General features: G+C 70.8%; 10 protein-coding genes. 6 read left to right on the top strand and 4 right to left on the bottom strand.

The genetic code is table 11. From position 1 onward, the window contains the following. The first annotated feature begins 40 nt into the window (after window positions 1-40). Window positions 41-3,577, top strand: coding sequence for a DNA polymerase III subunit alpha (gene dnaE, locus ISO16_RS04960; RefSeq protein ID WP_006933439.1), 3,537 nt, complete (start codon window positions 41-43; stop codon window positions 3,575-3,577). A 53-nt stretch (window positions 3,578-3,630) separates the two neighbouring features. On the opposite strand, the gene ISO16_RS04955 is transcribed toward dnaE, so the two are convergent. Continuing rightward, on the bottom strand, window positions 3,631-3,873 hold the full coding sequence (locus ISO16_RS04955) for a hypothetical protein (RefSeq protein ID WP_072635421.1): 243 nt from the start codon (window positions 3,871-3,873) through the stop codon (window positions 3,631-3,633). Window positions 3,874-3,993: 120 nt separating this feature from the next. On the opposite strand from ISO16_RS04955, the gene ISO16_RS04950 reads away from it, so the two are divergent. After that, window positions 3,994-4,428 carry a nitroreductase family deazaflavin-dependent oxidoreductase gene (locus tag ISO16_RS04950; protein WP_006943762.1) on the top strand — a complete coding sequence of 145 codons (435 nt, stop codon included), beginning with the start codon at window positions 3,994-3,996 and terminating at the stop codon, window positions 4,426-4,428. A 115-nt stretch (window positions 4,429-4,543) separates the two neighbouring features. Then, the gene (ilvA, locus tag ISO16_RS04945; protein ID WP_037200948.1) at window positions 4,544-5,866 is read left to right on the top strand and encodes a threonine ammonia-lyase IlvA; all 1,323 of its coding nucleotides are present in this window, start codon (window positions 4,544-4,546) and stop codon (window positions 5,864-5,866) included. 135 nt (window positions 5,867-6,001) lie between these two features. Here ilvA and ISO16_RS04940 read toward each other — a convergent pair whose 3' ends face one another. Further along, on the bottom strand, window positions 6,002-6,538 hold the full coding sequence (locus ISO16_RS04940; protein WP_006943765.1) for a TetR/AcrR family transcriptional regulator: 537 nt from the start codon (window positions 6,536-6,538) through the stop codon (window positions 6,002-6,004). A gap of 94 nt (window positions 6,539-6,632) precedes the next feature. Between ISO16_RS04940 and ISO16_RS04935 the strand changes: the two genes are divergently transcribed. After that, window positions 6,633-8,156 (top strand): MFS transporter, encoded by a 1,524-nt coding sequence (locus tag ISO16_RS04935; protein ID WP_075288603.1) that lies wholly within the window; start codon window positions 6,633-6,635, stop codon window positions 8,154-8,156. Between the two features lie 64 nt (window positions 8,157-8,220). Here ISO16_RS04935 and treZ read toward each other — a convergent pair whose 3' ends face one another. Beyond that, window positions 8,221-10,032, bottom strand: a complete 1,812-nt coding sequence (gene treZ / locus ISO16_RS04930; protein WP_072635420.1) for a malto-oligosyltrehalose trehalohydrolase — start codon at window positions 10,030-10,032, stop codon at window positions 8,221-8,223. 23 nt (window positions 10,033-10,055) lie between these two features. Between treZ and ISO16_RS04925 the strand changes: the two genes are divergently transcribed. Further along, window positions 10,056-10,724 carry a TetR/AcrR family transcriptional regulator gene (locus tag ISO16_RS04925; RefSeq protein ID WP_072635419.1) on the top strand — a complete coding sequence of 223 codons (669 nt, stop codon included), beginning with the start codon at window positions 10,056-10,058 and terminating at the stop codon, window positions 10,722-10,724. A 15-nt stretch (window positions 10,725-10,739) separates the two neighbouring features. Here ISO16_RS04925 and ISO16_RS04920 read toward each other — a convergent pair whose 3' ends face one another. Continuing rightward, window positions 10,740-11,714, bottom strand: a complete 975-nt coding sequence (locus tag ISO16_RS04920) for an AraC family transcriptional regulator (protein ID WP_072635446.1) — start codon at window positions 11,712-11,714, stop codon at window positions 10,740-10,742. Between ISO16_RS04920 and ISO16_RS04915 the strand changes: the two genes are divergently transcribed. Beyond that, window positions 11,619-12,677: an alpha/beta fold hydrolase gene (locus ISO16_RS04915; RefSeq protein ID WP_230304476.1), complete on the top strand. Its 1,059-nt coding sequence runs from the start codon at window positions 11,619-11,621 to the stop codon at window positions 12,675-12,677. The genes ISO16_RS04920 and ISO16_RS04915 overlap by 96 nt on opposite strands. Window positions 12,678-12,710: the final 33 nt, after the last annotated feature.

The raw sequence follows: 12,710 nt of genomic DNA, 5'->3' as shown, positions 1-12,710 counted from the left end.
TACACTCGGGATGCTCACAGACCTTCCGGGAGAGGCACGCGTGGCTGACTCGTTCGTTCATCTGCACAACCACACCGAGTACTCGATGCTCGACGGCGCCGCGAAGGTCGGTCCCCTGTTCAAGGAGGCCGAGCGGCTGGGGATGACGGCGGTCGGGATGACCGACCACGGGAACATGTACGGCGCCAGCGAGTTCTACAACGCCGCGACGAAGTTCGGGATCAAGCCGATCATCGGCATCGAGGCCTACATCGCCCCGGAGTCGCGGTTCAGCACCAAGCGCGTGCAGTGGGGGGATCCGAGCCAGAAGTCCGACGACGTCTCCGGTTCCGGCTCGTACACGCACATGACGATGGTGGCCGAGAACGCCACCGGACTGCGGAACCTGTTCAAGCTGTCCTCGCTCGCCTCCATCGAGGGCCAGCTCGGCAAGTGGGCCCGGATGGACGAGGACCTCATCGCCCACCACGCCGAGGGCATCATCGCGACCACCGGCTGCCCGTCGGGGGAGATCCAGACCCGGCTGCGTCTCGGCCACGACCGCGAGGCGCTCGAGGCGGCCGCGAAGTGGCAGGAGATCTGGGGCAAGGACAACTTTTTCCTCGAGCTGATGGATCACGGCCTGTCCATCGAGCGCCGCGTCCGGGAGGGCCTGCTCGAGATCGGCCGCACGCTCGGCATCCCGCCGCTGGCCACCAACGACTGTCACTACGTCACCAAGGATGCCGCCGAGAACCACGAGGCGCTGCTGTGCATCCAGACCGGCAAGACGCTGTCGGATCCGACCCGCTTCAAGTTCGACGGCGACGGCTACTACCTGAAGTCCGCCGCGGAGATGCGGGCGCTGTGGGACGGCGAGGTGCCCGGCGCGTGCGACAACACGCTGCTCATCGCCGAGCGGGTGCAGTCCTACGAGGAGGTGTGGACCCACCGCGACCGCATGCCGATCTTCCCCGTGCCCGAGGGGGAGACGCAGGCGAGCTGGCTGCGCAAGGAGGTCATGCGCGGCCTCGACCGCCGCTTCCCGAACGGCGCGCCCGACGAATACCTGCGCCGCGCCGACTACGAGATCGACGTGATCTGCGAGATGGGTTTCCCGGCGTACTTCCTCGTCGTCGGCGACCTGATCAACCACGCCCGCGAGGTGGGTATCCGGGTCGGTCCGGGTCGGGGCTCGGCCGCCGGTTCGCTCGTCGCCTACGCCATGGGCATCACGAACATCGATCCGATCCCGCACGGCCTGCTGTTCGAGCGGTTCCTCAACCCCGAGCGCGTGTCCATGCCCGATATCGACATCGACTTCGACGATCGCCGCCGCGGCGAGATGGTGCGGTACGCGACCGAGAAGTGGGGCAACGACAAGGTCGCCCAGGTGATCACGTTCGGCACCATCAAGACGAAGGCCGCGATCAAGGACTCGGCGCGCGTGCAGTTCGGCCAGCCGGGCTTCGCGATCGCCGACCAGATCACCAAGGCGCTGCCGCCGCCGATCATGGCCAAGGACATTCCGGTGTCGGGCATCACCGACCCGAACCACGAGCGGTACAAGGAGGCCGCCGAGGTCCGGGCGCTGATCGAATCCAACCCGGACGTGAAGAAGATCTACGACACCGCGCTCGGCCTCGAGGGCCTGATCCGCAACGCCGGCGTGCATGCCTGCGCGGTGATCATGTCCTCCGAGCCGCTGATGGACGCCATCCCGCTGTGGAAGCGGGCGCAGGACGGCGCGATCATCACCGGCTGGGACTACCCGTCGTGCGAGGCCATCGGCCTGCTGAAGATGGACTTCCTCGGTCTGCGGAACCTCACCGTCATCGGTGACGCGATCGAGAACATCAAGAACAACCGCGGCATCGACCTCGACCTGGACACGCTGCCGCTCGAGGATCCGCCCACCTACGAGTTGCTGGCCCGCGGCGACACCCTGGGCGTGTTCCAGCTCGACGGCAGCGCCATGCGCGATCTGCTGCGCCGGATGCAGCCGACCGGCTTCGAGGACATCGTCGCCGTGCTCGCGCTGTACCGGCCCGGCCCGATGGGCATGAACGCCCACAACGACTACGCCGACCGCAAGAACGGCCGGCAAGAGGTCAAGCCGATCCACCCCGAGCTCGAGGAGCCGCTGAAGGACATCCTGGCCGACACCTACGGCCTGATCGTCTACCAGGAGCAGATCATGCAGATCGCTCAGAAGGTGGCCGGTTACTCGCTCGGACAGGCAGACCTGCTACGGCGAGCCATGGGCAAGAAGAAGAAGGAGATCCTCGAGGAGGCGTACGGCGGCTTCCAGAAGGGCATGCTCGACAACGGCTTCTCCCAGCCCGCGATCACCGCATTGTGGGACACGGTGCTTCCGTTCGCCGGATACGCGTTCAACAAGTCGCACGCCGCCGGGTACGGCCTCGTCTCGTTCTGGACGGCGTACCTCAAGGCGAACTACCCCGCCGAGTACATGGCGGGCCTGCTCACGTCCGTCGGCGACGACAAGGACAAGGCTGCGGTCTACCTGTCGGACTGCCGCAAGATGGGCATCACCGTGCTGCCGCCCGACGTCAACGAGTCGCGGGTCGACTTCGCGTCGGTGGGGGAGGACATCCGGTTCGGCCTCGGCGCGGTGCGCAACGTCGGTACCAACGTCGTGGCGTCCATCATCCGGGCGCGGGAGGAGAAGGGCCGGTTCACCGACTTCTCCGACTACCTCAACAAGATCGATGCGCTCGCGTGTTCGAAGAAGGTCACCGAGTCGCTGATCAAGGCCGGCGGGTTCGATTCGCTCGGCCATCCCCGCAAGGGCCTGATGCTGGTCCACGCCGACGCGATCGACGCGGTCATGGGCACCAAGAAGGCCGAGGCGATCGGGCAGTTCGACCTGTTCGGCGGCGCGGACGCCGACGAGTCGGTCACCTCGGTGTTCAACGTGAAGATCCCCGAGGAGGAGTGGGACACCAAGCACAAGCTCGCCCTCGAACGGGAGATGCTGGGCCTGTACGTGTCCGGGCATCCGCTCAACGGCGTCGAGCACGTGCTCGCCCAGCAGTCGGACACCGCGATCCCGACCATCCTCGAGGGCGCGATCAAGGACGGCACCCAGGTCACCGTGGGCGGCATCCTCGCGTCGGTGAACCGCCGCATCAACAAGAACGGTCTGACCTGGGCGTCGGCGCAGCTCGAGGATCTCGCCGGCGGCATCGAGGTGCTCTTCTTCCCGCAGTCCTACTCGGTGTACGGCATGGACGTGGTCGAGGACTCGGTGGTGCTGGTCAAGGCGCGGGTGTCGATCCGCGACGACCGGATCTCGTTGATCGCCAACGATCTCGCCGTGCCCGACCTGTCGCAGGTCGGGGTGGCCAAGCCGCTGTCGGTGTCGATGCCGACCCGGCTGTGCACCCCCGACAAGGTCGGGGCGCTCAAGAGCGTGCTCACCCGCCACCCCGGTACCTCGGACGTGCACGTCCGGCTGATCTCCGGCAGCAAGGTCACCGTGCTGAAGGTGGACGACAGCCTGCGGGTGGAGCCGTCGTCGGCGCTGATGGGGGATCTCAAGGCTCTGCTCGGGCCGGCCTGCCTGGCGACCTGACCCGCCGACGGTGTGCTGCAGTCGGACGCCGCTGCGGTCGGGTGTCGCTGCGGTCAGGTGTCGCGGCGGTCAGTGTCGCTCCGGTAGTGCAGCAGGCGGGCCCACCATACGACGGTGGCGGTCGCGGCGGCGGTGAGCACGGCGGTCTGCGCGTCCGCGGTGATCGCGAACAGCGCCAGGAGGACCAGGACGGCCGCGACGAGTGACTCGAGCTTGTACAGCGGCCATGCGGTTCCGGCCACGTCGACGGACGCGGGCCGACGGCGGGTGGGGGTGGGCGAATCCATCGTCGTCATCTCGACCTCCGTGCGCCTCGGGGAACCCGTCCACCAGGCTACTCGCAGACTTGTTTTCGGGCCACCGAACTTTGCCGATCGGTGCGGTGACGCCGGGCCCGGCAGTGTTGACTGGGGGCCATGCCTCTCACCGGAGAATACGAACCGAGTCCGTCCCAGTGGGCCGCCGACCAGGTGGCGCTGTACGAGAGTTCCGGCGGTACCGAGGGCACGACCCTGAACGGCCGGCCCGTCGTCGTGCTGACCAGCCGCGGAGCGAGGACCGGCAAGCTGCGCAAGACCCCGCTGATGCGGGTCGAGCACGACGGCGTCTACGCGGTGGTCGCCTCCCTCGGCGGTGCCCCGAAGCATCCGGTCTGGTACTACAACGTCCTGGCGGACCCGCACGTCGAACTGCGCGACGGGCCGACGGTCCGGGACATGACCGCCCGCGAGGTCCACGGCGAGGAGAAGGATCTGTGGTGGCGGCGCGCGGTCGAGGCCTTCCCCGATTACGCGGAGTACCAGAAGAAGACGGACCGGGAGATCCCGCTCCTGATCCTGGAACCGCGCTGACGCGCGAGCGCGGGAGCCGGGTGTGGCCGGCGGGGTGACGAAACCCGCGTTGGGGGTTCCGGGCGGGCAGTGGCAGCATAGGTAGGTGACCACTACCTCGCGAGCCGCCGATCCGATGCACCTGCCCGCCCTGAGCGTGGCCGACATCGAGGCCGCGGCGGAGCGAATTTCGGCGGTGGTCGCGCCCACCCCGCTCGAGCACAGCGAGCGGCTCTCCGTCCTCACCGGCGCGAACGTCTATCTCAAGCGCGAGGACCTCACCCGCGTCCGCTCCTACAAGCTGCGCGGCGCATACAACGTCATGGCGCAGCTCTCTCCCGCCGAACGCGAGGCGGGTGTGGTGACGGCCAGCGCCGGCAATCACGCGCAGGGTGTGGCCTACGCCTGCCGGGCGATGGGGGTGATGGGCCGGATCTACGTGCCCACCCGGACCCCGAAGCAGAAGCGGGACCGCATCCGTGCGCACGGCGGTGCCTTCGTCGAACTCATCCCCACGGGCGACACGTTCGACGCGGCGGCGGCCGCCGCCGCCGAGGACGTCGCGCGTACCGGCGCGACGATGGTCGCGCCGTTCGACGACGCGCGCACCGCGGCGGGGCAGGGGACCATCGCCCGCGAGGTGCTCGACCAGCTCCCCGCGGCGCCGGACCTGGTGCTGGTTCCGGTCGGCGGTGGCGGTTGTCTGGCCGGCATCGCGGCGTACCTGCACGAGAAGTCGCCGTCCACCTCCATCGTCGGGGTGGAACCGGCCGGCGCGGCGTCGATGACCGCGGCCCTCGTCGCGGGCGGACCGGTGACCCTGCCCGAGGTGGATCCGTTCGTCGACGGTGCCGCCGTCAAGCGGGTCGGCGACGTGCCCTACGCGGTGGTCTCCCGGCTCGGCGCCGAGATCGTCTCCCACGCGAACCTGCCGCTGGTCGCGGCGCTCCGCAACGACGGTCTGGGCACCGGGCCGTTCGGGATGACCCAGGTCGACGAGGGTGCAGTGTGCACCGCGATGCTGGATCTGTACCAGAACGAGGGCATCATCGCCGAGCCCGCGGGCGCGCTGTCCGTCGCTGCTCTCGAGGGGTTGACCATCGCGCCGGGCTCGACGGTGGTGTGCCTGATCTCGGGGGGCAACAACGACGTCTCCCGCTACGGGGAAATCATCGAGCGCTCCCTCGTGCACCGCGGCCTCAAGCACTACTTCCTGGTGGACTTCCCCCAGGAGCCGGGTGCGTTGCGGCGGTTCCTCGACGAGGTGCTCGGACCCGACGACGACATCACGCTGTTCGAGTACGTCAAGCGCAACAACCGGGAATTCGGGGCGGCGCTGGTCGGCATCGAACTCGGGGCGGCGGACGGCCTGTCGCCGCTGCTGGCGCGCATGTCGGCCTCGCCGATCGAGGCGCAGCGGCTCGAGCCGGGCTCGCCGGCCTACCGTTATCTCACCTGAGCCGCACGGGATTCCCGGCGGGGGAGGTGTGTTGTCCCCGCCGGGCCCGCCCGTCCGGTGTGTGCCGGCGCCCGTGAACCGCGTGCGCCGCCCGGGTGATTCCGATCGGTGCGGGTGTGGCGGCGGTTCCAGCGATCAGGGGTGTGCGGAGCCGAGCAGGCGGGCGACCACCTGTCTGTGCAGTTCCGGATCGGGCTTCGGGAGGCCGAGCATCGCACCGAGGTAGATGCCGTCGCCCACGAGGCGCACGATCTCGGCGGTGACGGGATCGTCGATCTCGGCGCGCAGGCCCTCGTCCCACGAGCGCATCACCTCGACCACCGCGCGCTGCACGTCGTCGTGCTGGCCGTCGGCACTGCGCAGCGCCGCCACCGTGGACCGGAACAGGGCCATCTCCGCGGCGTCGCCGGTCTCGTCCGGATCGGCGAGATACCACTCCGCGACCGGGGTGCCGCCGGCGACGGCATCGGCGAGCCGGGCGTCGCCCCGTTCGCCGAGGCGCCGCACCATCGCGGCGAGCATCGACTCCTTGGTCGGAAAGTGGTACAGCAGGCCGCCTTTCGAGACGCCCGCGGCGGCCGCGACGCCCTCGAGCGTCACCTGGGCGACCCCCACGTCGACGAGGGTGCGTTCGAGGGCGTCGAGGATGCGGTCGCGGGTGTCGGAGGCCATGGGCCGATTCTACCGATTGCCTTTGTACCGTCCGGACGGTCGGTGCTACCGTATTTCTGTACCGGCTGGACGGTTCAGTGTGGAGGGAAGACGGATGACGAACACCGGGCAGATGCCGGGGCTCCGCCCGGCGGACGCGGGGACCGGGCCTGCGCCCGCGGGTGTGCGCACCTGGGCGGGGCTGGTGGTACTCGCCTGTGCCGTGTTGCTGATCGCGGTCGACGCGACCGTTCTCGACCTCGCCCTGCCCTTCCTCAGTGCCGATCTGGCCCCGAGCGGGGTGCAGCTGCTGTGGATCATCGACGTGTACTCGTTCGCCGTCGCCGGCCTGCTCGTGACGATGGGCGTGCTCGGCGACCGCGTCGGCCGTCGCCGGCTCCTGCTGGTCGGCGCCGTCGGCTTCGCCGCGGCCTCGGCCGTCGCGGCGTGGGCGGTGAGCCCCGAGATGCTGATCCTGGCGCGTGCACTGCAGGGAATCTCCGGCGCCACCCTCATGCCCGCGACCCTGGGGCTCATCCGGCACATGTTCACCGACCCGCGGGAGCGGACCGTCGCCATCGGCGTGTGGGGCGCGATGGCCGGCGGCGGCGCCGCGCTCGGCCCGCTCGTGGGCGGCTGGCTGCTCGAACACTTCTGGTGGGGGTCGGTCTTCCTGATCAACCTGCCGATCATGGCGGTGCTCGTCCTCGCCGGGCCGTTCCTCGTCCCGGAATCGCGGGATCCGCACCCGGGCCGCTTCGACCTGCCGGGGGCCGCGCTGTCGCTGCTGGCCGTGGTTCCGATCGTCTACGCGGTCAAGGAAACGGCGCTGCACGGACCGCATGCCGCCGCGCTGGTTGCGCTGGGCGGCGGTCTGACGGCCGCCGCGGCGTTCGTGCACCGTCAGCGGGTCGCGAAGAACCCGCTGCTCGATCTCACTCTGTTCCGGCGGCGCGAGTTCTCCGCGGCCGTACTGACGAATCTGCTGGCGATCTTCGCCCTCGCCGGGGTGCTGTTCTTCGGGTCGCAGTATCTGCAGCTGGTGCTCGGGATCGGACCTCTACAGGCGGGTCTGCTGATGCTCCCCGGGACCGCGACCAGCGCTCTGTCCTCGCTCGGAGCGGCATGGCTCGTGCGGCGCCTGCCCGTCGGGACCGTCCTGTCGGGTGCTCTGGCCATCGCGGCCGTGGGTGCGGCGATGTTGCTGGCTCTCGGCACCACCCACGGGGCGGGGCTGTTCGTCGTCGGCTTCACCCTCATCGGCGTGGGGGTCGGCGTCGCGCTGACCCTCACCACCGACCTGGTGGTCGGGGCCGCCCCGGCGGACCGGGCCGGCGCCGCGTCGGCGGTGTCGGAGACGGCGTACGAACTCGGTGTCGCGCTGGGGGTGGCGGTGCTCGGCAGCGTCGTCACGGCCGTCTACCGTTCCCGGCTCGGGATTCCGGGCTCCGGCCACGAGTTCGACACCCTCGGCGGCGCGGTGGCCGCGGCCGGACGACTCCCGGCGGCGGAGGCCGAGGCCCTGCTCGAGTCGGCGCGGGCCGCGTTCGTCGCCGGCACGCACGGGGCCGCGGCCGCCACGGCGGTGATCCTGGCGGCCACCGCCGCGCTGACCCTGCGCATGCTCCGCCGGCGGTGATCCTGTGCGCCTCCGGCTGCGGTGACCCTGGGCGGCCTACGGCCTGCGGTGGCCCTGCGCGGCCTCAGGCCCGCGGTGTGACGGCAGAGTCGAGCACGACGAACGAGTGCCCCGGCACGAGCGTCGCGGACCCGGTCCGGTTGACCACAACCGGCTCCCACCACACCAGGGGAGCACCACCGAAGGGCACGGTCACCGGGTCGGGCCCGAGGTTGCACGCCACATGAAGGCCGCCGCGGTGCATCACGATCCAGCGCTCGTCCTCGTCGTAGTCGACGTGCAGGTGCTCGAGCCACGGATCGGTCAGCTCGGCGCGTTCGCGGCGCAGCGCCAGCAGCTGCCGGTAGCAGTCGAGCACCCGCGCGTGGCCCGGCTCGGCGCGCTCGGCCCAGTTCAGCGTCGACCGCCGGAACGTCTCCGGATCCTGTGGGTCGGGCACGTCCTCGGCGTCCCATCCGTGCTCGGAGAACTCGCGCCGGCGTCCCTCGGCGGTGGCCCGGGCCAGCTCTGGTTCCGGGTGGGAGGTGAAGTACTGGAACGGTGAACTCGCGTCCCACTCCTCGCCCATGAACAACATCGGCGTGAAGGGGGAGGTGAGCACCAGCGCGGCCTTGACGGCGAGCTGACCGTGGTCGAGGTAGTGACCGGGCCGGTCGCCGATCGCCCGGTTGCCCACCTGGTCGTGGGTGCACGTGTAGGCGAGCAGGGAGCTCGCCGGGATGCGCCCGACGTCGAGCGGGCGCCCGTGCGTGCGCCCGCGGAAGCTCGAATAGGTCCCGGCGTGGAAGAACCCGTGCCGCAGGGTGCGGGCGAGACAGTCGAGCGAACCGAAATCGCCGTAGTAGCCCTGTCGTTCGCCGGAGACGGCGGCGTGCACGGCGTGGTGGATGTCGTCGTCCCACTGCGCCTGCAGGCCGTAGCCGCCGGCGGCGCGGGGCGAGATCGTCTTCGGATCGTTCAGGTCGCTCTCGGCGATCAGGCTCAGCGGCCGGCCGAGGTGCGCGGACATCCGGTACGTCGCGACGGCCAGTTCCTCGAGCAGGTGCACGGCGGTGTGGTCGACCAGTGCGTGCACCGCGTCCAGGCGCAGCCCGTCGATATGGAAGTCCCGCATCCACCGCAGGGCATTGTCGAGGATGTAGCGGCGCACCTCGCCGGAGTCCGGCCCGTCGAGGTTGACCGATGCGCCCCACGTGCCCTGCCCGCCGGACAGGTACGGGCCGTAGCGGTCCAGGTAGTTGCCGGACGGTCCGAGATGGTTGTAGACCACGTCCAGGATCACCCCGAGGCCGCGGGCGTGGGCGGCGTCCACGAAGCGCTGCAGGCCGTCCGGGCCGCCGTACGGCTCGTGCACCGCATACCAGAGCACCCCGTCGTAGCCCCAGCCGCGGGTGCCGTTGTAGGCGTTGACCGGCATCAGCTCGACGAGGTCCACCCCGAGCTCGACGAGGTCGTCGAGGCGGTCGACGGCCGCGTCGAACGTGCCGCCATCGGTGAAGGTGCCCACGTGCAGCTCGTAGACCACTCCGCCGGCGAGTTGCCGACCGGTCCAGGACGCGTCGGTCCAGGCGCTCTCGTCGAGCGAGTGCAGCTGGGACAGGCCGTGCACGCCGTCGGGTTGCCGCGGCGAGCGCGGGTCGGGCAGCACGGTCTCGTCGTCGTCGAGGACGTACCCGTAGCGGGCACCGGGGGAGGCGTCGACCTCGGCGCGCCACCAGCCGCCGTCGTCCCGGCGCATGGGGTGGTCCGTGCCGTCGACGCGGAGCCGGACGGATTGCGGGGTCGGAGCCCAGACCTCGAAGGTATGCACCCGACCAGCATGCCCGGTCGTCGTCGCGCCTGCAGGCCTCCGAAATCTGTTGCAGTTTCGATGCAACCGATGCTGATACGCTGAGATCGATGTCCCAGCATGCCAAGAGGACCTACAGTTCGCCGCTGCGCGAGGAGGCCGCGCGCCGTACCCGGGCGACCGTCGTCGACGCTGCCGCCCGGCTCTTCGTCGATCGCGGGTACGTCAGCACCACGGTGAAGCAGATCGCGGAGACGGCCGGGGTCGCCGTGCGAACCGTCTTCACGGCGTTCCCCGGCGGCAAGTCCGAACTGTTCCGGGAGGCGCTCGACGCCGCGGTCGCGGGCGGGTCCGCGGACTCGGCCGGCGACGATCCGGCTCCGGCCGAGCGTTCGCGCCCGGGGCGGGTCGCCTCCGGCCCGGCGGGATCGGACGCCGAACGCATCGTCGAGCAGGTGGTCCGTTACGGCGCGGACCTGCTCGAGCGGGCCGGCGGGCTGCTGATGACCTCGGTCGAGTCGTCGGGCGCGGACCCGGACATGCGCCGGTTCGCCGACGAGGACGCCCGCGCCACCGCGGACAACGCGCGCACGATCGCGGTCGGGCTGCACCGGCACGGGCTGCTGCGCGACGACGTGAGCGTCAATCACGCGGCACACGTGCTCTACACGCTGGGTTCTCCGCAGGTGCATGCGCTGCTGCGCCGCGACTGCGGCTGGGACGTGGACGAGTACCGGGCGTGGCTCACGGCGACCCTGCGGGCGACGCTGCTGCGCTGAGCCGGTGCCGCCTCCTCACGGCCAGGCCGCCGGGGCCTGGACGCGCACCGCCCGCGGGGTGGTCCCGAAGCGGGCACGGAACGCCGTCCCGAACGCGCTGAGCGATCCGAAGCCGGAGGCGAACGCGATGTCGCCCACGGCGACCGCGCTCCAGCGTGGGTCCTCGAGGCGGCTGCGGGCGCGGTCCAGCCGCCGGTTGCGGAGCAGTTCGGCGGGCGTGGTGCCGGCCGTCCGCAACGCGAGCTGGAGCTGCCGCAGCGACCAGCCCAGGTCGCGCGCGATCGACGCCGGTGTCAGGTCAGGATCGTCCGAACGTTCGTCGACGTAGGCCCGGGCGGCCGCGGCCACCGCCTCCAGGCCGCCCGGGCGGATGCCGTCGCGCAGGTCGGCCAGGGCGACGGCCACGAGTTCGATCACCCGCGCGCTGATCGTGACGAATGCGGGACCGGACAACGACTTCCGTTCCCGGGCCAGCGCCCGCGTCATCGTCTCCGCCACCGACGCGACGCCGCGGCGCAGGTCGAGCACGCTCGGCCCGTCGGCGACGGCACGGTCGGGCAGGCACCCTTCGGGCACGGTGAGCACCCACGCCCGGGTCTGCGCGCGATGGAGGAGCTCGAAGGGGCGGGCCATCGACACGAGGGCCGCGCGGCCGACCGGCACCGGCAGCGTGACCCCGTCGTGCGCGACGGTGAGGGTGCCGGATTTCGGCACGAACAGTCGCATGCTCCGGTCGTCGTCCGCCCGGACGTGCCGCGCGGTCCGCGCGTAGGTGATCCGATCGGACCAGAACTCGACGAGCTGGTGATTCCCGCAGCGCTGCACGTGCGTGGCGCCGGCGAAGTCGGCCGGCGACCGCTCGCCCGGAGCGGGGAAGAAGTAGTCCAGGGTGCCGTGGTTGAACCGCACGTGGTCGGTCCAGAACTCGGCGCGGTCGCGCCGCGGCACGCGGCGGGTCGTCGTGAACTGCACCTGGTAGTCCGCTGTCACCGTGACCTCCTCACCGGCCGTGCGCGGGACGGGCAGGGTCCTGCGCGGATCGACGAGTGCTGCGACCGGACCGCTCCCTACGCTCGTCGGCAGTGTAGTGACGAGCGCCACAGCGCGGTGCGGTGGCCCGGATCCAGGAGGTTTCTCATGCTTCGAGCATCGGTCAACGGGACGGAACTCGCCTTCGTCGACGTCGGTCCGCGCGACGGGGTGCCGATCGTGTTCAGCCACTCGCTCTTCTTCGATCACACGATGTTCGACGCGCTCGTGCAGAAATTCGCCGACGACGGGTACCGGGTGGTCGCCTACGACCATCGTGGGCAGGGTGAGAGCGCCCCGGCGGCGCGGGACGAACTGGCGGTCGACGTTCTCGCCGAGGACGCCGCGGCCCTGATCGAGCATCTCGATCTCGCACCCTGTCACGTCGTCGGGAACTCCCTCGGCGGATTCGTCGCGCTGCGGCTCGCCGCGCGACGGCCCGAACTGCTCCGCACGGCCGCCGCACTCGGCTCGTCGGCGGAGGAGGAGTACAAGCTCGACGAGTTCGCTCCGCTGGTCGGCCACCTCACCGAGCACGGCACGGCCGACGTCGTCGACACGATCATGTACATCATGTTCGGCGATTCGAGCCTCGCTCAGGAGAGCGCGATGACGAGCACCTGGCGCGCGGCGATCGCCCGGCTCGGGCCGCGCATCGGAGACGCGGCCCACGGCGTCATCCACCGCGGACGGATCGTCGAGGAGCTGGCCGGCTGCCGCGTGCCGGTCCTCGCCGTCGCCGGCCACGAGGACCACGCCTACCCGCCGCCGATCTCGTCGGTGAACATCGCCGACGCCGCGGGAGGCCGGCACGTCACGGTCGATGCCGCGGGGCACTCCGTGGCGCTCGAGCAACCGGACGAGGTCGCGAGGCATCTCTCGGAGCACTTCGCCCCGGCCGGGCGGGACCGATCCGGCGGGTGACGGCGCGCCGCGGCAGCCGGGGTGGCGCCCCAG

Source organism: Rhodococcus sp. M8 (assembly GCF_015654185.1).
In the GTDB taxonomy this organism is placed as follows: Bacteria; Actinomycetota; Actinomycetes; order Mycobacteriales; family Mycobacteriaceae; genus Rhodococcus; species Rhodococcus aetherivorans.
This window is presented reverse-complemented; position numbering and strand designations above follow the sequence as displayed.